At 69.5% G+C, this 23170-nt stretch carries 27 protein-coding genes; 15 read left to right on the forward strand and 12 right to left on the reverse strand.

Annotated features, from left to right (window positions below; all coding sequences use genetic code 11):
• Positions 1–725: 725 nt before the first annotated feature.
• Genes E1285_RS29580 through E1285_RS29600 form a run of 5 tightly spaced genes read left to right on the forward strand, consistent with a single transcriptional unit; the run spans position 726 to position 4574 of the window.
• Positions 726–1901, forward strand: a complete 1176-nt coding sequence (locus tag E1285_RS29580) for an ATP-binding protein (RefSeq protein ID WP_132157845.1) — start codon at positions 726–728, stop codon at positions 1899–1901.
• A complete protein-coding gene (locus E1285_RS29585) occupies positions 1898–2347 on the forward strand; it encodes a roadblock/LC7 domain-containing protein (protein WP_132157846.1) in 450 nt (149 codons plus the stop codon). Before E1285_RS29580 ends, E1285_RS29585 begins: the two co-directional genes overlap by 4 nt.
• Positions 2348–2378: 31 nt before the next feature.
• Entirely contained in the window at positions 2379–2717 is a 339-nt protein-coding gene (locus E1285_RS29590; protein WP_132157847.1) for a DUF742 domain-containing protein, read from the forward strand.
• Positions 2695–3309 (forward strand): ATP/GTP-binding protein, encoded by a 615-nt coding sequence (locus E1285_RS29595; protein WP_132157848.1) that lies wholly within the window; start codon positions 2695–2697, stop codon positions 3307–3309. Before E1285_RS29590 ends, E1285_RS29595 begins: the two co-directional genes overlap by 23 nt.
• 29 nt (positions 3310–3338) lie before the next feature.
• On the forward strand, positions 3339–4574 hold the full coding sequence (locus E1285_RS29600) for a styrene monooxygenase/indole monooxygenase family protein (RefSeq protein ID WP_243723129.1): 1236 nt from the start codon (positions 3339–3341) through the stop codon (positions 4572–4574).
• Between the two features lie 88 nt (positions 4575–4662).
• On the opposite strand, the gene E1285_RS46840 is transcribed toward E1285_RS29600, so the two are convergent.
• The 3 genes from E1285_RS46840 to E1285_RS29615 all read right to left on the reverse strand — a co-directional run bounded on the left by E1285_RS46840 (position 4663) and on the right by E1285_RS29615 (position 8343).
• Positions 4663–5280, reverse strand: coding sequence for a hypothetical protein (locus E1285_RS46840; protein ID WP_207946919.1), 618 nt, complete (start codon positions 5278–5280; stop codon positions 4663–4665).
• A 120-nt stretch (positions 5281–5400) separates the two neighbouring features.
• Positions 5401–6873, reverse strand: a complete 1473-nt coding sequence (locus E1285_RS46845) for a VCBS repeat-containing protein (protein ID WP_132157850.1) — start codon at positions 6871–6873, stop codon at positions 5401–5403.
• Between the two features lie 279 nt (positions 6874–7152).
• On the reverse strand, positions 7153–8343 hold the full coding sequence (locus tag E1285_RS29615; protein WP_132157851.1) for a cytochrome P450: 1191 nt from the start codon (positions 8341–8343) through the stop codon (positions 7153–7155).
• An 89-nt stretch (positions 8344–8432) separates the two neighbouring features.
• Here E1285_RS29615 and E1285_RS29620 point away from each other — a divergent pair, with 89 nt between their 5' ends.
• Positions 8433–9491 carry a TetR/AcrR family transcriptional regulator gene (locus tag E1285_RS29620; protein ID WP_132157852.1) on the forward strand — a complete coding sequence of 353 codons (1059 nt, stop codon included), beginning with the start codon at positions 8433–8435 and terminating at the stop codon, positions 9489–9491.
• A gap of 109 nt (positions 9492–9600) precedes the next feature.
• Here E1285_RS29620 and E1285_RS29625 read toward each other — a convergent pair whose 3' ends face one another.
• Positions 9601–10182 (reverse strand): hypothetical protein, encoded by a 582-nt coding sequence (locus tag E1285_RS29625; protein ID WP_207946917.1) that lies wholly within the window; start codon positions 10180–10182, stop codon positions 9601–9603.
• Positions 10183–10409: 227 nt separating this feature from the next.
• Between E1285_RS29625 and E1285_RS29630 the strand changes: the two genes are divergently transcribed.
• On the forward strand, positions 10410–11216 hold the full coding sequence (locus E1285_RS29630; RefSeq protein WP_132157853.1) for an SDR family NAD(P)-dependent oxidoreductase: 807 nt from the start codon (positions 10410–10412) through the stop codon (positions 11214–11216).
• A 64-nt stretch (positions 11217–11280) separates the two neighbouring features.
• On the opposite strand, the gene E1285_RS29635 is transcribed toward E1285_RS29630, so the two are convergent.
• The 3 genes from E1285_RS29635 to E1285_RS29645 are packed head-to-tail and all read right to left on the reverse strand — an operon-like array spanning position 11281 to position 14435.
• On the reverse strand, positions 11281–12084 hold the full coding sequence (locus tag E1285_RS29635; protein WP_132157854.1) for an ATP-grasp domain-containing protein: 804 nt from the start codon (positions 12082–12084) through the stop codon (positions 11281–11283).
• 43 nt (positions 12085–12127) lie between these two features.
• Positions 12128–12880: a GNAT family N-acetyltransferase gene (locus tag E1285_RS29640; RefSeq protein WP_347814107.1), complete on the reverse strand. Its 753-nt coding sequence runs from the start codon at positions 12878–12880 to the stop codon at positions 12128–12130.
• A 4-nt stretch (positions 12881–12884) separates the two neighbouring features.
• Entirely contained in the window at positions 12885–14435 is a 1551-nt protein-coding gene (locus tag E1285_RS29645; RefSeq protein ID WP_132157855.1) for an MFS transporter, read from the reverse strand.
• Between the two features lie 83 nt (positions 14436–14518).
• Here E1285_RS29645 and E1285_RS29650 point away from each other — a divergent pair, with 83 nt between their 5' ends.
• Complete coding sequence (locus E1285_RS29650; RefSeq protein WP_243723130.1) at positions 14519–15235, forward strand: TetR/AcrR family transcriptional regulator C-terminal domain-containing protein; 717 nt, start codon at positions 14519–14521, stop codon at positions 15233–15235.
• Between the two features lie 75 nt (positions 15236–15310).
• Here the strand turns inward: E1285_RS29650 and E1285_RS29655 are convergent, their stop codons facing one another.
• The gene (locus E1285_RS29655; RefSeq protein ID WP_132157856.1) at positions 15311–15715 is read right to left on the reverse strand and encodes a RidA family protein; all 405 of its coding nucleotides are present in this window, start codon (positions 15713–15715) and stop codon (positions 15311–15313) included.
• Between the two features lie 110 nt (positions 15716–15825).
• On the opposite strand from E1285_RS29655, the gene E1285_RS29660 reads away from it, so the two are divergent.
• Positions 15826–16206, forward strand: a complete 381-nt coding sequence (locus E1285_RS29660) for a helix-turn-helix domain-containing protein (RefSeq protein WP_132157857.1) — start codon at positions 15826–15828, stop codon at positions 16204–16206.
• Positions 16207–16263: 57 nt separating this feature from the next.
• On the opposite strand, the gene E1285_RS29665 is transcribed toward E1285_RS29660, so the two are convergent.
• Positions 16264–17337, reverse strand: coding sequence for an epoxide hydrolase family protein (locus E1285_RS29665; RefSeq protein ID WP_132157858.1), 1074 nt, complete (start codon positions 17335–17337; stop codon positions 16264–16266).
• 42 nt (positions 17338–17379) lie between these two features.
• Between E1285_RS29665 and E1285_RS29670 the strand changes: the two genes are divergently transcribed.
• Entirely contained in the window at positions 17380–18324 is a 945-nt protein-coding gene (locus E1285_RS29670) for a transcriptional regulator (protein WP_132157859.1), read from the forward strand.
• A 48-nt stretch (positions 18325–18372) separates the two neighbouring features.
• Here E1285_RS29670 and E1285_RS29675 read toward each other — a convergent pair whose 3' ends face one another.
• Together E1285_RS29675 and E1285_RS29680 are read right to left on the reverse strand one after the other, a co-directional pair.
• On the reverse strand, positions 18373–18804 hold the full coding sequence (locus tag E1285_RS29675; RefSeq protein WP_243723131.1) for an NUDIX hydrolase: 432 nt from the start codon (positions 18802–18804) through the stop codon (positions 18373–18375).
• Positions 18805–18880: 76 nt separating this feature from the next.
• Complete coding sequence (locus E1285_RS29680; RefSeq protein WP_132157861.1) at positions 18881–19288, reverse strand: ATP-binding protein; 408 nt, start codon at positions 19286–19288, stop codon at positions 18881–18883.
• Between the two features lie 210 nt (positions 19289–19498).
• Here E1285_RS29680 and E1285_RS47675 point away from each other — a divergent pair, with 210 nt between their 5' ends.
• Genes E1285_RS47675 through E1285_RS29700 form a run of 4 tightly spaced genes read left to right on the forward strand, consistent with a single transcriptional unit; the run spans position 19499 to position 21263 of the window.
• Positions 19499–20407 (forward strand): helix-turn-helix transcriptional regulator, encoded by a 909-nt coding sequence (locus E1285_RS47675; protein ID WP_243723132.1) that lies wholly within the window; start codon positions 19499–19501, stop codon positions 20405–20407.
• 37 nt (positions 20408–20444) lie between these two features.
• On the forward strand, positions 20445–20567 hold the full coding sequence (locus E1285_RS47680) for a DUF397 domain-containing protein (protein WP_243723133.1): 123 nt from the start codon (positions 20445–20447) through the stop codon (positions 20565–20567).
• A 22-nt stretch (positions 20568–20589) separates the two neighbouring features.
• Positions 20590–20832 carry a hypothetical protein gene (locus E1285_RS29695; RefSeq protein ID WP_132157864.1) on the forward strand — a complete coding sequence of 81 codons (243 nt, stop codon included), beginning with the start codon at positions 20590–20592 and terminating at the stop codon, positions 20830–20832.
• On the forward strand, positions 20829–21263 hold the full coding sequence (locus tag E1285_RS29700; protein ID WP_132157865.1) for an SRPBCC family protein: 435 nt from the start codon (positions 20829–20831) through the stop codon (positions 21261–21263). Before E1285_RS29695 ends, E1285_RS29700 begins: the two co-directional genes overlap by 4 nt.
• Before the next feature lie 93 nt (positions 21264–21356).
• On the opposite strand, the gene E1285_RS29705 is transcribed toward E1285_RS29700, so the two are convergent.
• Positions 21357–21854: a nuclear transport factor 2 family protein gene (locus E1285_RS29705; RefSeq protein WP_132157866.1), complete on the reverse strand. Its 498-nt coding sequence runs from the start codon at positions 21852–21854 to the stop codon at positions 21357–21359.
• Between the two features lie 327 nt (positions 21855–22181).
• On the opposite strand from E1285_RS29705, the gene E1285_RS29710 reads away from it, so the two are divergent.
• Positions 22182–23009: a protein kinase gene (locus tag E1285_RS29710; protein ID WP_165966809.1), complete on the forward strand. Its 828-nt coding sequence runs from the start codon at positions 22182–22184 to the stop codon at positions 23007–23009.
• Positions 23010–23170: the final 161 nt, after the last annotated feature.

Consider the following 23170-nt stretch of genomic DNA (forward strand, 5'->3'; position numbering starts at 1 on the left):
GGGTAGGGGTCGGTGACCTCTGGTTGGTCACAGGGTGACTGTAGATGCTCACTGTGCGCATTGTAGTGATTTTGATCGTCTCGTCCGCTCGGGAGGTGGATGCCTGTGTCGGGGTGGAGCGGTCGGTCTGCATATGCGCATTAATCGGTTAAACGGGATCTTTGTGGCAAAGGCCACGTGTTGTGCATGGGTCATTGATCACGACATGTGGCTCTGACACCCTGATGCGAGGTTGTCGCACGGGCCTTCTCGTGGACCGGTGCATATGGCTCTGCCGTGCGCCAACGCGATGCCCAGGAACCCAGGGTTTCGCCGGCGCCGCTGTCGGCGCAACGACCGGAAGGACGACGCGAACCAATGGATCGGGCCCGTGGCGACACGGACATGCCGGGACGCGCGCACTGTGGCGGTGACCGAACGTGAGGTGGCGGAGGCGCAAGGCCACCGCACCCCCGCCGCCGCATCCGGGCGGGTGGGGCGGCCCGGTTCAGGGTTCGGCTCAGGCTCCGACCTGGGCGGCGGCCCCGGCCCAGCCGCAGGCCCAGGCTCAGCCCCAAGCTCAAGCCCAGCCTCAAGCTCAAGCCCAGCCTCAAGCTCAGCCCCAAGCTCAGCCCCAAGCTCAGGCCCGACTCCATGCACAGGCCCCGGCCCAGCCCCAAGCCCAAGCCCAGGCACTGGCAGCGGCTTCGTTGCCGGGCCAGGCGACGGCGCCGGCCTCCCTCCAGGTGGCCCCGGATCAGAACGTCTGGCCTGGTGTTTGCGAGCAGTTCTCCCAGCAGTTGCTGCTGCTGACCGAACAGCTCCGCCCGGCCATGGACCAGCTGGAGGGTGAGGAGGACAACCCCGATCGGCTTGAGCTCCTCTACCAGGTCGACCATGCCGTGACCCGCATGCGGCGGGCGGCGCGCGAGATGAGCGTGCTCGCCGGGAGCGGTACTGAGGACATGGGCGGCCACACCACCTCGCTCGTGGACGTCGTCCGGCTCGCCGAGTCGTCGATCGAGCGGTACACGCAGGTGGTCATCGGGAAGGTCGTCCAGCTCGCCGTGGTGCCGTACGCGGCCGACGACGTGGCGTCCCTGCTGGTCGTGCTCCTGGACAACGCGACCCGGTACTCCCCGTCCAAGGTCACCGTCAGCGCCCACCTCCTCGACAACGGCGCCGTCATGATGCGGATCGAGGACTCGGGCATCGGCATCGCCCCTGACCGGGTTCAGGCCGTGAACGCGATGCTCGCCGGTCCCGTCCCGCCGATCGGGCCCGACACCGCGCGGCACACGGGCTTCCCGGTCGCTCACCGGCTGGCGCGCAAGCACGGGATCGGCGTGCGGCTGGCGTGCCGTCCGGCCGCGAGCGGCTCCTCCCAGGGGACGGTCGCGATGGTCGTGGTCCCGCCCGCGCTGCTGTGCGAAGTCGTGGACGAGCCCTCCGCCCGGCCCGGCCCGCCGTCGGCCCCGGTGCGGCGTCCCGACGGCGCCCGGGACCGGTCGATGGCGCACCTGACCATCGCCGACCGTGCCGCCGCACCGGCCGCACCGGCCGCACCGGCCGCACCGGCCGCACCGGCCGAGACCGGGCCCGCGCCGCGAACGAGTTCCGCTCCCGGCGGCCCGGCCGCCGCGAGTTCCGGCCCCGCGACCTCCGCCGCCGCAGCAGGTTCCATCGCCGCGAGTTCCGGCTCCGGGGACTCGGATCCGTTGCCGCGGCGGCAGAGCCAGAGTCTGCGGGGTTCGGAGAAGAAGTCGGAAATGACCGCCACGCTGCGTTCGGAGTCCGCGCCGGACGACGGCGAGACCACGGCCGCCCGGTCGTTCGCCGAGGACCTGGAGGCGTTCACCATGGGCGGCCGTGATGAGGGCCGGCAGGACGCGGACGACCCGGAGGGACGAACCGAATCATGACCGCCAACGCCGAGACCGGCCGCACGCCCGGTCCGGAGGACTTCGGCTGGCTGCTCAACGACTTCGCCGGCTCGACACCCGGGGTCGCGCACGCGCTGCTGGTGTCCTCGGACGGCCTCGCGCTCGTCGGCTCCGGCCGGATGCCCGCCGACTTCGCCGACCCGATGGCCGCCATGACCAGCGGAATGATCAGCCTGGCCAACAACATCGCCCGCCGGGTCGGGGAGAGCGGATGCGAGCAGGTGATGCTGAAGTTCCCGGCGGGGCACTTCCTGTTCATGAGCATCGGCAGCCTGGCGGGGCTGGCGGTGCTGGTGTCCGAGGGCGCCAACCTCGGGGCCGTGGCCTACAAGATGAGCCGGCTCGTCGAGAGCGTGGGGCACGTCCTGACCCCGCAGATGCGCGACGACCTGCGCCGGATGTCGGCCGGGCAGGGAACGCCGTGATCCGCGCCATCCCCCCGAACGGAGGACGACCATGACGGCCCATCCCTGGGTGCGGCCCTACGTCCTGACGGGCGGGCGGACCCGCGGGCGGCAGCACCTGTTCGTGCACACGCTGGTGTACGGACGCGGCTACGACGCGGCGTTCGCCGCGCGGCTGCTGCCCGAGGCAAGGGCCTTGTACGACCGCGTGCACACCGCCGACGAGTCGGTGGCGGAACTGTCCGCGCATTGCGGGGTGTCGCTGGGAGTCACCCGGGTTCTGCTGAGCGACCTGGCGGCGGGTGACCGGGTCGCGATCGGCGACGAGATCTCCCCGTACGACCCGCGACTCCTGGAGAGAGTGATCGATGGCCTACGCGAGCTCGCCTGACCGTCCGCCGCGCTCGCGCGCCTCCGCCAAGATCGTGATCGCCGGCGGGTTCGGCACGGGCAAGACGACCCTGGTCGGAGCGGTATCCGAGATCCCACCGGTCAACACAGAGGCCTGGATGACGCAGGCGGCCAAGACCGTCGATCCCCTGGGCGGCGACCCCGGCGGCAAGACGACGACCACCGTCGCGATGGACTTCGGGCGCATCACCATGGGCGACGACCTGGTGCTGTACCTGTTCGGCACTCCCGGGCAGCCGCGTTTCTGGCCGATGTGGGACGACCTGTGCCGAGGTGCCAGCGGGGCGCTCGTCCTGGTCGACACGCGCCGCCTGGACGTCTCCTTCCCCGCGGTGAACTACTTCGAGAACGACTCGGATGTGCCGTTCATCGTCGGGGTCAACCTGTTCGACGGCAGGCACGCCCACCCGCTCCCGGAGGTGCGGGAGGCCCTGGGCCTCCCCCCGCAGGTGCCGCTGACGGCCTGCGACGCCCGCGACCGCGGTTCCGTGGCCAGGGCGCTCACCGAGACGCTGACCCACACCTTGCAGATGAAGGCCGGACGCAGTTCCGGTGCCCTGACCACCCCCTGAACCTTCGGGGGGTCTCCGGCTAGGAGGACGTGTTGCGCAGGATCCTGATCATCGGCGCTGGGCAGGCCGGGCTGCAGCTCGCACTGAGCCTTCAGTCCGAGGGGTACGACGTGACGGTCATGTCGTCGCGGACTCCGGACGAGATCCGCTACGGCCGGGTGATGTCGACCCAGTGCATGTTCTATCCGCAGCTCCAGCTGGAACGCGACCGCGGGCTGAACCTCTGGGAGGAGCAGTCCCCGAAGATCGTCGCGCAGCGGTTGACGGTCGCGGGCCCGCCCGGCCAGGAGGCGCTGCAGTTCGTCGGCCGCTGGGACGACTACGCCCAGGCCGTGGACCAGCGGGTGAAGATGGCGGGCTGGCTGGAACTGTTCGAGTCGCGTGGCGGGAACGTCGTCTACCACGGCGTCATGACGTCCGACCTGGAGGGCCTGGCCACGCTGTACGACCTGACGCTCATCGCGGCGGGCAAGGGCGAACTGGTCGAGTTGTTCGACCGCGACGCGTCCCGGTCGCCTTATGACCGTCCGCAACGTCACCTGTCGTGCATCTTCCTGCACGGCATGGCCTCGCGGCCGGACTACCCGGAGCCGCACGTCCGGATCAGCGCGACTCCCGGGATCGGCGAGTTCTTCATCATGCCGGGCTACACCAACACCGGTCCCTGCGACTGCCTGCTCTGGGAGGCCGTCCCCGGGGGCCCGTTCGATGTGTGGTCCGACCGTCCTTCCCCGGACGGGCACCTGGCCCGGACGCTGGAGCTGATGCGCGAGTACGTCCCGTGGGAGTACGAACTGACCGTCGGGGCCGAGCCCACCGACGCCCGCTCCACCCTCTACGGCGGCTATGCCCCGGTCGTGAGGCATCCGGTGGGACGCCTGTCGGACTCCGCGCACGTCCTCGGGATGGGCGATGTGATCGTGGCGAACGACCCCGTCACCGGTCAGGGGTCCAACAACGCCGCACGCTGCGCCGCCATCTACTGCGACGAGATCCTCAAGCGCGGTGACCGCCCGTTCGACGCGGACTGGATGCAGCAGACGTTCGACGCGTTCTGGGACTACGCCCGGCACCCGACGCAGTACACCAATATGATGCTCGGCCCGCTGCCGGAGCACGTCCAGCGGGTACTGGGCGCGGCCACGCAGAACGAGCAGGTCGCCTACCGCTTCGCCTTCGGCTACGCCAACCCGTGGGACTTCGAGAACTGGCTGATGGACCCGGCCAAGACCGACGCCTACCTAGGCTCCCTCCCCACCCCCTGACAAGAGCCTGGCCGGCACAAGACATCCGATCTGCGTGGTGGTCTCTCACCTGCGATGACGCGGTCGCGGAGGAAAATCGGAGAAAAAGTTAGGCGGGATGTCGATCCGGTGGATGCCCGTGCGACGCGTCAGTGAAAGGCCGATGAGAGACACCGCACGGAAGGACCACCGCCATGACCGCCACCCAGATTCCCGCCACCGCCACCGCTCCCGCGACCGCGACCGCGACCGCCACCGCTCCCGCGACCGCCACGGCTCCCGCGACCGCCACCGCGACCGCGACCGCTCCCGCGGCCGCTTCGGCCGGGGACCGCCGCGTGCTGCGCAAGGTGCTGTGGGGCGCGCAGATCTTCCTGGCCGCGTTCCTGTTCTTCGCCTCGGCGCTGCCGAAGTTCGCCGGGCAGGCCGCCGCGGTCGAGACGTTCACCGAGATCGGCTGGGGCCAGTGGTTCCGGTACGTGACCGGCGTCGTCGAGGCCGCCGGCGCGATCGCGCTGGTGATCCCGCGGCTGGCCGGGCTGGCGGCCATCGGGCTGATCGGCCTGATGGGCGGCGCCGCCCTCACCCAGATCCTGGTGCTGGAGCCGGCGTGGGCGCTGCTGCCCGTCGCGTACGCCGTCGTGTTCGCCGCGGTCGCCCGGGACCGTCGCGCCGCGAGTCCCGCCAGGTGCTGCACTCCCTGCGCGACGCCCTCAAGCGCTGACACCCCGCACTGGCAGGCGGACGCCCCGGAGACCGATCGGTCCCGGGGCGTCCGCCGTTTCCGGTGCCGTCAGGGGGTGAGGGTCACGGGAAGGGCGGTCAGGCGCCAGGTGCCTGCGTGGGATCAGCCGAGCAGGGCTCGGCCCAGTTCGACCTTTCTGCCGGCGATGCCCAGGTCCGCCGGGGTGAAGCGCCTCATGCCCTTGGCGGTCAGATCCTCGGCGGGGTCGGTGACGATGTACAGGCGGCCCTCCTTGCCGTCTCGGTTCGGCGCGCCGACGACCAGTTCGATCTTGCCGTTGCGGTCGCTGTCGGTGAGTGAAAGTTCCTCGCCGAACTGGCCGGGGGCTTGGGATCGATCGGGAATGGTCCTGAAACCATGGCTGTAGGTCCGTAGGCTCTTGGTGTCGAGGCCGGTCCTGGTTCCGTACAGGACGGAGACGCTCCCGGACACGCGATCGCCCGACCGGTCGTCGGCAACATATGAGCCGAGGATGACGTCCGCCCGTCCGTCCGCGTTGACATCGCCGACCCGCAACGCGGCGAGGGAGTCGGATATGCCGAGGGACGCGTTCTTGTAGGTGCGGGGCTTGCCGAAGCCCGACGCGGTGGCCAGCTGAACCGCGAGCGTGCCTTTCAGTTCGGTCTCGGGGGCGACCGTCGTTACCAGGTCGGTGCGGCCGTCGCCGTTGATGTCGCCCGCGGCGCTGTAGGAAGCGGAAATGCCCTCGGCCTGCTCATCGGGGAGGTGGTTGGTCGGTCCCAGGCCCTCGGCGGTGCCGGGACGCAGTTCGAGCCACGAATCGCTTATCAGGCCGTCGAGGTGGTTGGAGGCGACGAGCAGCAGGTCGGTGCGGCGGTCGCCGTTGAAATCGCCCGTCATCAGCGATCTGCCGACGCTGTAGTCCCCCCGTTCGGTATCGGACAGGACCGCTTTGCCGGGGTCGGCTCCGGGGTTGGCGTAGACGACGACATTTCTGGGGTCGTAGGTGTGCCGGTCTCCAGGGACCTCTGTGGTGCTGGCCAGGTCCGGGACACCGTTGCCGTCGAAGTCGCCGATGGCGAGGGATCCGGTGGCCTTGGGCAGCGCCGCGGTCCGGGAGGTCAGGCCCCTCGGCCCGCCGTAGACGATGGCCGTCGTGTTCTTGGAGGGCGTCGTGTGATTGAAGTACAAGGTGAGCAGGTCGGCGTAGCCGTCGCGATCGAAGTCGGCCGACCGGGTCCGCCGCTCGGTCAGGACGCTGGGACCGCCGCCCGGAGCGGCGATCACCTGGCGGCGGGCCGGATCGGCGCCCTTGGGGCCGCCGTAGATGACGGTGATGAGATCACCGCCGGTCCGGTCGGGGCCACGGCCGGCGATGTCGCGGTAGCCGTCGCCGTTGAAGTCGTCGGGGACGGCGGATTTCCTGGCCGGGGATGGCGCCGCGCCCGGGGGCAGGCTGTTCATGATCTGGGTGAACGAAGGCGCGCGGCCCGTGGTGCCGTCCTGAGACGAGTTGCCGGTGTCGTCGCCGCTCCAGACGACCGCCACGGCCGTGGTGGCGCCGATGGGGACCGTAAGGGCGGCGGCCATCGCGAGAAGGGGCCGGATACGCATATACGTCCTTCACTCGGCACCGCGGTCCTCTGAAGGACGCCGCTAGATCGTCGGAGGTTCACCTCCGGTCACTAACCCGAGACCTCCGGATCCGTCTACGCACACTGCTGGGCTGGAAGCCGGACACGGCGCGTCCGCTGAGACGCCGGCGCACCGACTCTCGGAGGGGGGGAGGATGACCGGCCGAGCAATGGGTGCCAGGTTCCGGGTCCGGCGCGTAGCTCGCGCGGGACGGACGTTGGTTTAACGGGCAGGGGCCTGTCGTGCTCGGTTGGGGAGTCAGGAAGTGAGGGTGACTGGGAGGGCGGTTAGGCGCCAGGTTCCGGGGTCGGGGGCGCGTAGTTCGTCCGGGGCGGACGCCAGTGTCAGGCCGGGGTAGCGCTGCAGGAGTGTGGTTATTGCCACCTGGGTTTGCACGCGGGCTATGGAGGCGCCGAGGCAGAAGTGCGGACCATGGGCGAAGCCCAGGTGTGGGGTTTCGGCCCTGGGCCGTGTGATGTCGAGCGTTTCCGGGTCAGTGAAGACGCGTGGGTCGCGGTTGGCGGCGGCCACCGAGGCGACGACGGCTTGGCCTTCGGTTATGCGGGTGCCGCAGAGTTCTGCGTCTTCGCGTGCGTAGCGCGGGATCGTCAGGAGCGTCGGGCCGCACCAGCGGATCAGTTCCTCGACTGCGCCGGGCATGAGGTCGAGGTCGTCCCGCAGCGCTTCGAGTTGGCGGGGGTGTGCGAGCAACGCGTGGACGGCGTTGGCGATGAGGTTGGTCGGTGTCTGACCCGCCATGACGAGGTGCCAGACGAGGGTGACCATCTCCGTGTCGGTCAACCTGTCGCCGTCGTCGGCCTGAGCGGCGATGAGGTCGGTGAGCAGATCGTCGCCGGGCTCGTCGCGCCGGCGGGCGATCGCGGCCTTGGCGCCGTCCATGATGCCGGGGATGGCCTTCGCGAAGTCGGGGCCGGCGCCCGTCGCGACGGTGGCGCCGTAGGCACGCCAGCGCATGCGGTCGTCCTCGGGTATGCCGACCCATTCGCAGATGACGTCCATGGGGAGCGGACGGGTGAAGTGCGGCAACAGATCGACCGTCCCGTCGCTCACCTGTGATTCCACGGCGTCGAGGAGTTCTTCGACGATCGACTCGATCCGCGGCCGGAAGTCGGCGGCACGGCGTGGTGTGAAGGCGGGGGCGACCAGTTTGCGCATGCGGGCGTGCTCTTGCCCGTTCATCTCGGACATGGTCCGCATGTAGGGCAGGCAGTCGTCCGGTACGTCGGGACGCATGAAGCTGTCGGACCTGATCTCGAAGCGCGGATCGCTCAGCATCGCCCGTGCCTGTTCATGGCGGGTCACGACCCACCACGGGTCGGTGCCTGGGATCGCTTGGAGGCGCGCCAGTGGGGTCTGCTCGCGCACACGGCCGTAGGCCGCGAAGGGGTCTCCGATGACGTCGGCATCCGTGAGGTCGATCTCGTGCATTCAGATGCTCCAATCATATGGTCTTAACATCTGGATGGTGACGGTATCTTGGGTCGCTGCGGTCAAGCAAGGCACGAGCGGGGGAAACGATGAGTCAGCGGCGGACCCGGGCGGAGATGCAGGAACACAACCGCGCACGGATCCTCGCCGCGGCCAGGGACGAGTTCGCGCATCGCGGCTTCCGCGACGCCAAGATCGACGAGATCGCCGAGCGCGCGGGACTCACCCGTGGCGCGGTCTACTCCAACTTCCCCGGCAAGCGCGCCCTGTACTTCGCGGTGCTGGCCGACCTCGCCGAGCGCGCGTCCGTCCCGTCCCAAGGGGCCGGTCAGACGGCGCCCGAGGCACTCGGCGCGTTCGCCCGCGCCTGGGTCGGCCGCCTTCCCCTCAGCACCGAGGGCCCGCGCATCGACACGGACCTGATACCGGAGATCCTCGCGGAGGAACGAACCCGGCAGGCGTTCGCCCAGCTCATGAAGCTCAACGCGATCCTGCTCGGGCTCGCCCTCGAACGGCTGGACCGCGGTGACCGCCTCGTGAGAGTCGCGGAGGCCGCGCTCACCACCCTCCACGGCGCGACCCAGATGGCCGCAGCGGCGCCCGGCTTTTCCGACCCGTTCGACATCGTCGCTGTCTGCGAGCGTCTCGCCTTGGCCGTCCTCGACACGGACGGCGGCTGGCCGCCCGCCCACCTGCCCTGGGCGCCGCAGGCACGTCCCGTCGACGAGCCGTGGTCCCCTCCACCGGCGGTCGACGTCGTGCGCGGCGAGACCGCGCCGCTCACCGGGGACGGTGTGGTGGCCGTCCTCGGATTGCAACGGCTCGAAGCCGTCGAGGAGGCGGTCCGGGCCGCGCCCGCCGGCACCTGGGTGACGGCGGTCATGGTCACCGCCGACCCGGGCGAACTCGGGCCCCTGGCGCGACTCGTCATCGCGGACGTGTGCACCTGCCTGCGGCAGGCGTTCCCGACGGCGGCGTGGCCGAGGCTGCGCCTGATCATCGACGAGCCGGGAACCGTCGCCGCCGCGGCCGGCGTCCCGTCCGTCAGCGACGCCACGGAGGTGTCCGTCCGCCTACGGGACGCCAGGATCATCGCCCGCGCCGAAGGCCGCGGCGCCTGCCACGCCACCGCCAAGCCCCACAGCTGAGCCCGCCGAGTCCACCGTCTGCGCGGACGTCGGCGAACCGGGGTTGCGGACGTGGCCGTAAGGCGTCTTCCGGCCGACCGCCGGGATCTGTTTGGGCTGGCGTCCGTCGTTAGTGTGGTGGGTGCTCGATCTGGGTGATGGTCGCGGTTGCGGCTACGGGGTTTCGCTCGTGCATGGTGACGGTGTCGCCCGGTTCGAGGTGGCGCCAGTGGGACGGCGTGAGTGGGAGCAGCCTGATCGGGCCTCGTCCGCCGGGCGGGATCTCAGGGGCGGACTCTACTCGGATGCGGGCGATGTGCAGCTCGTCGTGGCTTTCGGCGGCCGTCCGGCCGATGGACCACAGCGGACGGAGTTGCCCCTTGCCGGGGATCGGGGAGCGGCGGCCTCCCGCGTCCGGGGCGGCCAGTTGCAAGTCTGCCCTGATCAGGCCGTGCAGGGTTTCGGATCGTCGCCAATGCAACCAGGTGACGTCGTCGGCGAGCCACATCTGCTGGGCCGCCTCGATGAGCAGGTCCCAGAACCGGACCGTCTGCCAGCGGATGCCGTCGAAGTCTTCGAGGATGCCCAGCGCGACTTCCCACTCGTGGTGACGGAGGTATTCGCGAACGTCGTTGGCGCCCAGGTCGGCATCGCTCCGTTCGTCGGCGGGGACTACGTCAGCCGCGTGGCGCAGTAGGTCGGGCACGTCCATGGGAAGAGTCTGGTGTCTCGACGGCGAAGTGAAGCCCGTTTCCGGAAGGGGAGTCCGGAGGGTGCCATCGCGGCGAGGAGCGGCACCGGGGCGACAGTCTCTTGGACGCGAGCGGCACCGGTGATGGACGAGCGTGAAGGCGGCTGAGTGCAACCGGCGGGTGGGGGCCGGGGTTCATGTGGGCGAGGCGCGTCCGAGATGGGCGTGCTCGCTTGAGAGGGGAATCCATGGATCTGCAGCTGACCGGTCGTGTCGCGGTCGTCACCGGTGCGTCGAAGGGGATCGGGCTGGCCGTCACGCGGACACTGCTCGATGAGGGTGCGCGCGTGGTCGCCGTGTCCCGCAAGTCGGGTGGTGAGCTGGACGCGCTCGCCGGGCCGAACCTGCTGCACGTGGCGGCAGACCTCATGGACCCGGACGCCCCGGGGCTGGCGGTGGAGCGAGCGGTGGAGGTGTTCGGCGGGCTCGACGTCCTGGTCAACAACGCGGGCGGGCCGCCGCCCGGCGCGGACCTGCCGCGGTTCGGTTTCACCACCCCGACGGACGACGACTGGCGCGACATGTTCGAGTTCAACCTGTTCGCGGTCGTCCGGGCGCTGCGGGCGGCGATCCCGCACCTGCTGGAGAGCGACGCGGCGTCGATCGTGAACGTGTCGTCGGGGAACGCCCGCCACCCCGGGCCGATGAACTTCGACTACAACGCGGCCAAGGCCGCGCTGACCAACCTCACGAAGGGGCTGTCGGAGGAGTACGCGCCGCAGGGCATCCGGGTGAACACGGTGTCGCCGGGACCGGTCCGTACGGCGTGGTGGACGGACGAGGGCGGCGCGGCCGACATCATCGCCGGGGCCACCGGCTCTGACCGCGATGCGGTGCTGGAGCGGGGCGCGGCGGAGATGATGAGCCTCACGACCGGCCGTCTCGTCGAGCCCCAGGAGGTCGCGGACGTGATCGCGCTGCTGGCGTCCCCACGTTCGGCGAGCACGACCGGTGCCGACTTCGCCGTCGATTCCGGCTTCCTCAAGGAGATCTGACCCTCGTCCGCGAGCCCCGGCCGGGGCTCGCGGACGGCCGCAACGGAAAATGGGTGAGGACGGCCTATTCGGCCATGTCCACGTTCACCTGATCGATGATCCAGTCGCGGTCGGCTGGTGTCGGTTCCCGGTCGATGCAGGAGCGGGCCAGGACCTTGAGGACTTGCTCTGGGTCGCAGCCGTAGAGGCCCGCGCCCCAGGCGGCGTTGGCTTCGACGACCGCCCAACCACGGTCGTGGATCCGTCCCACGTCGAGGACGGTCGCAGGCGGGACGGGCACTTCGGCGAGGACTTCTTCGGCGTATTGCTTTGCCTGCTGCACGTCGGTGTCAGGGGCTTCCCAGTTCCCGTCTTGTGTGAGGGCGAGTTCCCCGTGCAGCAGGTAGGGCGACATGGTGACGACCGTGCCTTCAAGGACGTGGCAGCGGAACTCGACGTCCCAGCTCACGGGCTCGCAGGTGAACACTGGGGTGTCGTCTGGAAGGACGTCCTGCCCGGGGAGTTCGTCGGGGGTCGCGTAGACCTTGCCCTCGAATGCCTTCCGGCCGTCCGCCGGCTTGATGAAGGTGGGTTCGGGGAGGGCGCGCCGGACGTCCCCCAATGTCGACATGTCGATGTGTCGACGTCGATGCCGCTCAGGGAGGCCCGGCAGCCAGCCGGGAGCCACGTCGAGGAGCCTCACGCCGAGTTGTGCCGCGATGACCTCGACGAATGTCGGCTCGCCGTAAAGCGCCACGTCGTGCCCGCGTAGCCGTCCCGGAACTCGCCAGCCGCCGAGCCGTTCCGATTTCCAGCCCGCGCGTCCGCATGCGGCGCGCAATGCCTTCGAGTCCGAGGTGTACCGGGGCGAAAGGACGAGGAGCGGCATCGGGCAAGAGTAAATGGTCGTGGTGCCGTCTGATGGACGAAGGTCACGAAGCGGGGAGGCCCAGCATGGGCAGGCACGGTTCGAGGTCCTCGATGGTGACGGGGGTGGTGCGGTGACGGTCCCAGTCGGCGCGGCTCAGGCGTAGCCGGGCATCGACGGCCATGGTTCCGCGAACCACGCGACGTTCGAAGCCGTCAGGCCGGTAGCCGAGCTTGCGTGAGACGGCGTAGGAGGCGTGGTTGTCCGCAAGGGCGGCGGAGGTGGCCTCCTCGGCGTCCAGGCCGGCGAAGGCCAGATGCAGCACCGCCGCCCGCATCTCGGTGCCGATCCCCTGGCCTTGGTGGCGCCTGCCGAGCCAGGAGCCGGTGTTCACTTCTCGGGTGATCCTCAGGTCACGAGCGCTGATCCTCTGAAGCCCGACGGCCGCACCGGCGTGGAACACGGCGAGCTGGAGCGACCATTTCTCCGGCTCCCAGGCTCCCAACTGGAGCCAGTGGTTCTGAATGACACTCCGTGCGACCTCGGCGGGCGGCCGGTCGGTCCACGGGACGAGAAACGGCATCACCTCGGGGTCGTGGACACCTTCGGCCGCCGACTCGGCCAGGGCGGCCAGTTCCTCGGGTGACGGCAGCCGCAGCTCGAGTCGCGGTGTCGTCAGTCGCAATCCCAGCAGGGGGAAATGATCGACAAGCACTTCCCCATTCTGGTCGACCCGGCCCGGCCGCGTGCCGGTAATGGAGTCCTGGAACGGTGCCAACGACATCAGCCGCGTCGGCAAGCGCGCCGACACGAACACCAGGTCAGGCTCGTGCCCGTAGGACACGTGCGGCGACGAGGGCTCCTGCCGCGGCGCAGCCGGCGGCCGCGAGCATGGTGGTGGTTTGCGCGGTGGTGAAGGCAGTGCGTGCGGTGTCGGCGAGCGCGGTGTCGGAACGTGCGGCGGCGTAGTTGAGCGTCGAGTTCAGCGAGCCGGCCGGGCGGGGAGGGACGGAGTCGGGCAGGCCGGTGCGGTAGGCGGTGGCCAGCAGGCCGCCGATGACGGCGATGCCGATCGCGATGCCCAGTTGCTGGTGGGTGTCGTTGAGCGCCGATCCCATCCCGGCGCGGTGGCGGGGCACTGCGCCCAGGACCGTGCTGGTCACCGCCGGGCCGGAGAATCCGGTTCCCAGCCCGAGCACCGCGAGGCCGAGCGCGACCGGCGGGTAACCGTTGCTGGAGTCGAGGCTCGCAAGTACCAGGAATCCGCAGATGATGACCAGGAACCCGGCCACGATGCTGAACCGTGCGCCGATCCGCTGCGGGGCGCGGCCACCCGCGATGGATCCGGCGGCGACGCCCGCAGCCAGCGGGGCGAGCGCGGCGCCGGCCTGCGCTGCGTTGAATCCGAGTACGAGTTGTAGGTGCTGGGTCAGCACGAACAGGGTGCTTCCGGTGCCCAGGGTGAGCAGCGCGGCGGCGAGGCTGGCACCGGCGAAGTTCCGGTCCCGGTAGAGCGCGAAGTCCACCAGCGGTGTCTGGACGCGGCGCTGCCGGAGCGCAAAGCCGGTAAGCCCGGTGACCGCGGCGGCGGCTCCCAGTCCCACCGTCGCCCAGGCGGGTTCGGGTTCGCTGAGCACCAGGACCGCCAGTGTCGCGCCGCCCATGCCGAGCGTGACCAGCATGACCGAGGTGAGGTCGATCGGGCTCGCGTCGGGGTCGGCGGACTCGGGGACCAGGAGGACCACGCTCAGCAGGGCCGCGGCGGCCAGCGGTACGTTGATCCAGAACACCGCGGCCCAGGACCAGGCGGCCACCAGCAACCCGCCGAGCGCCGGGCCGCCCGCCATCGCGATCGCGGCCACCGCCGTCCACACGGCGAACGCCTTGGGCCGCTGCGAGGCGGGGAAGACCTGGACCAGGATCGCCAGCGTCGGCGGCATCACCAGGGCCGCGCCGACCCCCATCGCCGCGCGGGCTCCGATCAGCCAGGACGCCGAGGGCGCCAGGGCGGCGGCCGCGGAGGCCGCGGCGAACAACGCCAGCCCGATCACCAGTGTGCGCCGCCGTCCGTACCGGTCACTGGCCGCCCCGGCCGCCAGTAGGAGTCCGGCGAACACCACGACGTAGGCATCCGCGACGGCTTGGAGGGTCGTGGTGCCGGCTTCGAAGTGCGCGCCGAGTGCCGGGAGCGCCACCGAAAGCACGGTGTTGTCCACCACGATGATCAGCAGCGCCGTGCAGACCGCTCCCAGGATCCACCAGCGCTTCGGGTGTCCTGGACCATCACTCTCCGCCTCCGTCACACCGTGACCATCACTGCCCGCCTCCGTCACACCGTCCGCTGCCGCGCCGGCGTGCTTCCGCTCGCTCATGTGTCCCACTTCCCATCGGGCGCATTGCCGGCACGATAGTCCTCCACTGTAGGACTATTCACTTTAGCCCTACAGTGGAGGGTGTGAGTCCGAAGAAGGCCGACACGGCGCCGCCGATGCCGGGCGCGGTATGGCTGCGCGATCGGCCGCCTCGCCGCAGGTCGGGCGGGCTGACCCGCACGGCGATCGCCGAGGCCACGGTCGCGGCGCTCGACCGGGACGGCCCGGCCGGGCTCAGTCTCCGCGGCCTCGCCGGTACGCTGGGCGTCCATGCCACGTCGCTGTACTGGCACGTCGCGACCCGCGACGACCTGCTCGATCTGGCACTGGACGCGGTGTTCGGTGAACTGGCGCTCCCAGGCGTCCCCTCGACGACATGGGACGACGAAGTCCGCCTCTACATGCACGAACTCCGCGGCGCGCTCCTGCGCCACCCGTGGTCGGGTGCACTGGCCACGAGCCGGCCGCTGCTCGGCCCCGAGGCGCTCGCGCGGTCGGAGTTCGTCCACGCGGCGCTGACCCGGGCGGGGCTGGCCGGACCGGAACTGACCGCCGCCGCGGCCGCCGTCAGCAACCTGGTCATCAGCAGTGTCGCGGCCGAGGCCGCGTGGCGGCACGACGGCGAGGCCGCCGCCCGCGCGGCGATGCACGAGCATCTGCGGCGCCACGCCGACCGGTACCCGACCCTGGCCGCCCTGCCCGCGAACCCGCCGGGCATCTGGACCGACCAGTTCTCCCTCGCCGTCGAGATGCTCCTGGCCGGCATCCGCCACCGCCTCGCCCCCGCAGGGGAGTCATAGCTGACGGCCGAGGGGCCGTCGCCCGTGAGGGCCATCCGCTTGAGGGCGGGCTGGGATGGCCCTCGGGGACGGCCCTCAATCGATGATTGCGGTGACCTCGGCTTCGACGAGGATCCCGGGCTCGAAGAGGGCTTCGACGCCGATCAGTGTGGCCGGCGGCGTCGGGAGGTCGAACTCGCGGGCCGCCTGCTCGACTCCCGCGTTGAAGGCGTCGAACATCTCTCTCTTCCAGCCCGCGGCGTACCAGGTGAAGCGGACGACGTCGTGGAAAGTCGCCCCCGCCGCGTCGAGCGCCTTGGCGACGTTGCGGTAGACCTGGGCCACCTGCCCGGCTAGGTCGCCCGGTGCCACCAGGTCGCCGTTCTCGTCCCAGGCGACCTGGCCCGCGATGTGGACGTGCCTGCTCCCCGTCGCCACCGCGACGTGGTGGTAGAGCGGAGCCTGGACGTGCCCGTCCGGGTTGATGAGCGAAACAGCCATGAGATCTCCTAAGTGACCATGAGGTTCGTTGTCTCTTGTGGTTACTTAGAAACCATAGGAGAGTGTACGCTGACTTGGAAGAACGCACTTTTTGGTGACTGGGGAACCTGATGGTGACCAAGCAGCTCAACGGCATCGCCCCCGACGAGGACCTGCGACGCGCGGACTCGCTGGCGCGGGAGATCTTCTCTGACGTCGCCAACAAGTGGGCCTTGCTGATCATCGAGGCGCTCAGTGACCGCACCATGCGCTTCAGCGAGTTGCGGGACGAGGTCGAGGGCATCAGCCACAAGATGCTCACCCAGAACCTGCGCATGCTGGAGCGCAACGGCCTGGCCGAACGAAAGGTGTATCCCACCGTCCCGCCACGGGTCGAGTACACCCTGACCGAGCCGGGTCGGGCTCTGCAGGCGACCGTCGATCTGATCTGCGGCTGGACCCACCAGCACTTCGGTCACATCGAGGCCGCACGCCGCCGCTTCGAACCCTGACGACCGGGAGCGAGACGCAGAACCGCCGTCGACGACGAACGTGCGGCCGCGGGTTGGCTAGAGCGCCCGGTAGAAGGCGCGGATGTCCTCGGCGAGCTGTTTCGGCTGCTCCAGGGCGGCGAAGTGGCCGCCGTGCTCGAACTCCGTCCAGTGCACGATCGTGTCGGTCTGCTCCGCGAACTTGCGGACGGGCAGTGCGATGTCGTGCGGGAAGACGGCCACGCCGGTGGGCACCGGTGAGCGCTCCGGCATGCTCCAGGCGTGGGCGAACTCCCAGTAGATCTGGGCGGCGGACGACGCGGTGTTGGTGAGCCAGTAGATCATCACGTTGGTGAGCAGGTAGTCGCGGTCGATCTCTTCGTCGGTCCACTCCTTGAACTTCTCCGCGATCCAGGCGAGCTGCCCGGCGGGCGAGTCGGCCAGGCCGTAGGCGAGGGTCTGCGGCCGGGTGGACTGAATGGCCATGTATCCGCCGAGATCGCCGGTGAAGCGCTCAAGGCCATCGAGCCGGGCGCGGTCCTTCTCGTCCAGGTCGTCGACGGGGCCGGTGGGGAAGGTCAGCAGATAGTTGATGTGGATTCCGACCACGTGGTCGGGGGCGACGTGGCCGAGCTCCCGGGCGACTCCAGATCCCCAGTCGCCGCCCTGCGCGCCGTACCTGTCGTAGCCCAGCCGCGCCATGAGCTCGGCCCAGGCGCGGGCGATGCGGTTGAGCGTCCAGCCGGCGTCCGGCTGCGGCCCGGAGAACCCGAATCCCGGGAGGGAGGGGATGACCAGGTGAAAGTCCCGGGACAGCGGTTCGATCACGTCCAGGAACTCCACGACGGAGCTGGGCCAGCCGTGGGTGAGGATCAGCGGCAGCGCGTCCGGGTTGGCCGAGCGGACGTGCAGGAAGTGGATCCGCTGGCCGTCGATGTCGGTGAGGAACTGCGGGTAGGCGTTGAGCCTGGCCTCGTAGGCGCGCCAGTCGTAGGTCGTGGCCCAGTACTCGAGGAGTTCGGCGAGGTAGGAGACGGGGACGCCCCGCTCCCAGCCGGCGCCGGGGACCTCGCTGGGCAGGCGCGTCCGGCCCAGCCTCTCGTGGAGGTCGTCGATGTCGGCCTGGGGGATGTTGATGCTGAAGGTTTCCATGACGACCACTCTCCACCTGATCTAGGCAATATCCTTGCCTAGATGACGGCTTCCCGGCTTCTGACGCTGCTTTCTCTGCTGCAGACCCGTTCCGAATGGTCAGGTTCGGAGTTGGCCCAGCGCCTGGAGGTCAGTCCGCGCACGATCCGCTATGACATCGACAAGCTGCGCGGCCTCGGGTATCCGATCCAGGCCACGATGGGCGCGATCGGGGGCTACCGATTGGGGGCGGGAGGGGCGTTGCCTCCCCTGCTGCTCGATGACGAGGAAGCCGTCGCGGTGGCCGTGGGCCTGCGCACAGCCGCCGGTGGCGCGGTCACGGGCATCGAGGAGACATCGGTGCGGGCGCTGGCCAAGCTGGAGCAGGTGCTTCCGTCGCGGCTGAGCCGCCGGGTCAATGCCCTGCACAGCCACATCACACCGATCACAGCGGTCAGCGCCCCCGTCGAGGCCGAGACCCTCACCACCATCAGCGCCGCCTGCCGGGACCATCACCGGCTGCGCTTCGACTACCGCACGCATACCGGTGGTGATCAGGTTCGGGACACCGAGCCGCACCAGCTCGTGCACATGAACCGACGCTGGTATCTGGTCGCCTGGGACGTGCACCGGCAGGACTGGCGGACGTTCCGGGCCGACCGGATGACGCTGCGGATCCCGCACGGACCTCGCTTCACCCCCCGTGAGTCGCCCCCGCCCGACCTGGTCCCGCGGGGAGTGGACACGGCGCTCTTCCGCTACCGGGCGCAGGTGACGGTGCACGCCCCGGCCGACTCGATCAAGGTGCCCAGCGCGGTGCAGGTGGACCCGGTGGACAACGCCACGTGCATCGTCCACGCGGGCGCCGACACCCCTTACCAGCTCGCCCTGCACATCCTCATGCTCGACGCCGACTTCACGGTGGACGGACCGCCGGAGCTGCTGGAGGAGCTAAGGAAGATCTCCACCCGATGCGCGGCCGCCGATCCCACACAACCCACTCCATAAGAGTCCTGGATTCACCAGTCCCGACCGCGACCGGCATCCCCGGAGGCGTCAGCTTCGGGTGAGGCGGCCAAGTATCGCGTCGAGGGGGTGTAGGCGGCCGGTAAGCGGCTGGGCACCGTCCCACCAGCAGATCGCGGTGGTTTCCTCGTTGGGTGTGAAGTGGCCGTCGTGCGGTGTGGCCGGGGCTGTGTACAGCGCGGCGTACTCGGTGCGCTGCTCAGTCCCGAGCGTGAAACGGGCGTAGCCGACGAAGGTCAGGGATTCCATGTGGATTCCTGCTTCCTCGTGTAGCTCCCGGACTGCTGCTTGGCGTGGTGTCTCTCCGGGGTCGATCATTCCGCCGGGAAGTTCCCAGCACTGCCGGTAGCGGTTGAACACCAGCAGCAGCCGACGGTCGTCCTGCCACAACGCCACCAGGGCGGCCGTCAGCGGCGCGTCGTCGGGGCAGTCTTGTTCGGCGGTCCGGTAGAACCCGGTCAACGTGTCACCGTTGTCATCGCGAGCCAGGTCCTCGGTGCATGCCGGACATCCCTCCCGTCTGTCGGCTCGCCGTCGATTACAAGACGGGGAACCTGGGCACCGCATGGAACTCTGCCCAGACGGCCGTGCCGTTCAGGGTGGGGTGCGTTCCCCAGCTCTTTGATAGCGCGTCCACCAGGAGTAGGCCGCGGCCGTCTTCCGAGCACGGGTCGTGGCGCACGCGGGGTTGGCCCTGGGTGCTGCCTTGATCGAGGACGGTCACGCGCAGAATGTCCTCGCCTTCGCTGACGATGACGGTGATCTGGCCGTCGCCCTTCCCGGACGCGGTGTGCTCGCAGGCGTTCGCCACCAGCTCGTCCACGCAGAGCACGATGTCGGCCATCGCGTCGTCCTCGATATGCGGGGCCAGGACACGAACGAACGCCCGCGCCGCCGGCGCCGACTTCGGTACGCCCGGCATCGTGATCGTCCCGAGCAGGTTCATGTGGCCGGGCCTCCCGCCCGTGTCTCACACCGCGTCATCGATCCACTCCTTCTGGTGAGGGTCGTCCGCCAGCATGAATGGCCAGGTGGGTCCGCACAATCGCCTTGGTTGACAAGGGGAGCGGGGAACTTTGGGAGTTGAGACAGGTGGGATATCCCCATCTTCACAACCGCCATGACAAGGTGTTGCCGATCAATCACACTTGGTGATATGTCGAAGCGACCCCCCACCGTCCGCCGACGGCGCCTCGGTGTCCAGCTACGCAAGATCCGCGAAGAGCGCGGCCTGACCCTCGATGAGGCCGCCGCTCTTGTGATGATGTCGAAGAGCGCCCTCAGTCGAATGGAGAACGCCCAGGTAGTCGCCCGCGCACACGAGATCGACTACATCCTGATGGCGTACGGCGTCGAGGAGGGCGATGACCTGAGGTCTGCGCTCGTCGGCCTGGCGACCGGCGGTCGTTCGCGCGACTGGATCAGACGCCACAAGCAGCTCAACCGGGCGGCGAACTACGGCGAGTACGTGCTCCTCGAACAAGATGCCTCTGAGTTCTTCGCGTACGAAGGCGACCTCATCCCTGGACTCCTCCAGACTCCGGGGTATGCGCGTGCCGTGCTGGACTCCGTCCCCACGAACGCCGGGCGCGACATCGACCAGGCCGTGGACTTTCGGATGGCGCGGCAGGACGCGCTGACCAGGCCCAATCCGATCTTGATCAAGGCCGTGATCGGTGAGGCGGCACTGTGTCAGCGGGTCGGCGGACGGCCGGTCATGATCCAACAGCTTCAGCACCTACTCGAACTGCTGAAGCGCCCGAATGTCGGACTTCAAGTACTTCCGTTCACCAGTGAAAGGAAGCCCGCTCTTGACGGATCATTCGGGATCCTCCACGTTGAGGCGGGAAACTTCCCTATCGTGGTCATCGATGGGCTCTTGCGGAGTCTCTTCCTTGAGGAGGAAGAAGAAGTCGCAGCTTACCGAGACATTCAGGCCAAACTGTGTATGGTCGCCCTCTCCGAGGCAGAGACCCGCGAGCGCATCGAACGGGCCATCCGGGACTTCGAGTCCGGCCAAGCCGAAGGGACAGCGGGTGACTTACTGGCGGAAGAGCAGCCATAGCAGCAGCGAGCCACAGACGTGCGTCGAGTGTGCGGCCTTGGCTCCGGCGCCGAACGCCGTCATCGGCATCCGCGACTCCGTGGATCCACAGGGGCCGCGTCTGGTCGTGACCCCCGAGGCGTGGCGGGCGCTCCTCGTCCAGCTCAAGGGGGACATTTAGGGCAGGATGTTATCTTGGTAGCATGGTAACAGTTGAGCGGGCGCAGACCGGGCTCAGGATGGAGCGCAATCTCCTCAAGGTCCTCAAGGGCCTCGCGGAGTACTTGGACATGTCCCTCGGGGACCTGGTCGAGGGGATTGCGCTGCATGCCTTCGAAGGCAAGGCGCCCTTCTCCGTCGAGACGATCGAGAAGATCGAGCAGCTGAAGGCGGTCTATGGCATGACGCTGACCGCCGCAGACGCGCACCGGCTGGCCGAGAAGTGAGCGCGAGGCATCGCCTGGAGGGGCAGCTCGAGGTCGCCCTTCCGCCGCAGGAGGCGTTCGAGCTGTTCACGCCGCGGGGCGAGGAGCGATGGGTCGACGGCTGGCAGCCGCGCTTCCCGGTCGCGACGCGCGATGACACCGCCCCCGGGACCGTCTTCGAGACCTCGCACACAGAGCAGACCACCTGGGTTGTGCTGGAACGCGAGCGGGGCCGCCGCATCTCCTACGCCAGAGTCACTCCCGGGTCGCGCGCCGGAACCGTCACGGTCCTGCTCGACGAGGACGGTGAAGGGCACTCGATCGTCAATGTCATCTACGACCTCACGGCCCTAACCCCGCACGCGGCCGACGAACTGCGCCGGTTCGCCGCCGGATATCCCGCCTTCCTGCGCTCCTGGCAGGACGCGATCACTCAGTCCATACGACCATGACAAGTCATCGGCAGTGGCCTCAAAAGGAAGGCAGCGGGCGATGTTGATCACCTGGGTGGGGGGGGTGGTCACGGTGGTGCTGCGACCGGCTGATCACTCCGCCGACTCTTCGCCTTCGCCTTGAGGCCCCGTCCAGCCGCAGGCTTCGGCGATGGCGGCCGGATCCCAATAGAAGGGACGGCATTCGAACATGCGCCCGTCCCGGATGCTGATCAGCTGCAGGATCAGCGTCTCGACCTCCCGGCCGGTGGCCCGGGAGCGGAACCGCACACGATTGCGCACCACCACGGTGTCTCCATCGCCCCAGTGCTGCTGGTCCAGAAACTCCATCGACTCCCAGACCTCGCTGAAGCGGGCCAGGAACCGCTCCATGCCGTCTCGGCCACGCCAGGTCCCAGTTCCCGTGAACGGCAGGCCCGGAGCCTGGTGCAGCACCACCTTCGGATCCAGGCACGCGGCAGCCTGCTCATAGCTCGCCCTGCCATGCCCGCCTGCGGTCACATAGGCCGCCTCGGCCGCATAGAACTTCTCCATCACCGCCCACGCATCGCCTGACACGTGTCGGTCTCCGACCAAAGGCCCCATGGCCATCACCTGCTCCTCTCACCGGCTACCCCCTGCAAACCCCGTCCCACCGGACTTGGTTGCATCCGGCGCCGTCCAACCACGCCAACGGTGGCCATGCATGTTTGTCCGGCGGCGAGACCCGCGCATCGTGCGGTTAGACGGGTGTCATGCACAAGCGGATCTACGCCGCCCTCGGCGCCCCCCTCGACGACATCACCGTCACCCACTGGGCAGCCATCGGCTGACCTCCCGGAGACCCCCGGCCCCGTCACGGGCCGGGGGGTTTCTTTGCGTCCGGCCCGCCGAACGCGTGGGCATGTCGGTTCCACTGGCGCCACACTGGTCACCCTCGTGAACGCCGGAGGGGACCCGTCCGTGGACCGCATCGTCGCCCAGCTCGGACTCGCCGACCCCGTCCTCCTGCACGACCGGCGCGGCACGACCTTTTACCGCGCCGGGGACGCCGCCCTGAAGATCACCGCCGAGTGGATGGCGGGACGTGAGGGCGAGGTCATGCGGCTCCTGGATACGGAGTTCTACCGGGACCACGGCTGGGACGGTGAGCGGTCCTGGCTGCTGCTGCGCCGGATCGATGGCACCAGGCTGTGGGACGCCCTCGACGGCGCGCACCGCGGCGACGACCGGCCCGGCACCCGCCGCCGCATTCTCGGCATGGCGGCGGCCGCCGCCTACGCACTCGCCGAACTCCATGCCGCCGGCTGGGCCCACGGCGACCTGCAGCCCGACCACATCCTGTACGAGGGCGACCGCACGCACGTCATCGACCTCGCCTGCGCCCAAGGCCCCGCAGACGTGCCGTTTTACGTCCACCCCGGCGGCATCGCCCACACCCTGGCGCCGGAGATCGCCGACGCCGCCCTGACCCCTGGCGAGCACGTGACCACCACACTCCCGGCCGACGTGTGGTCGCTGGGGGCGTCGCTGTGGTGGTCGTGGACGCGCACACCGCCGATCGCCTACACCGACCCTGACGCCGGTCGGCCGGGGCAGCTCGCCGACATCGCCGCCATCCGCCGCACCCCCGCCTCGGCCCGGCCGTGGCCGTTCCCCGAGTTCGAGGAGCTCCTCATGGCGTGCCTGGCCAGCGACCCGGCTGACCGGCCGACCGCCAAGGAACTGATCGCCAGCGTCATGGAGACGGCCGAGCGTCGCCACTGAGGACCCCGAGAAAGCCCCTCGCCCACCCGGAGGTGGACGAGGGGCCGGACCCCGAACGGTGCGTAGGCGGTGGATTTCCCTGGGCATGGCTGGGGTGCCGGAGTGAGTGCGGCGGTGGTGGTGGGCCGGTGTCACGCCAGCCGTGGAGTTCATGGAAGCGG

The organism is Actinomadura sp. 7K507 (assembly GCF_004348425.1).
GTDB lineage: Bacteria > Actinomycetota > Actinomycetes > Streptosporangiales > Streptosporangiaceae > Spirillospora.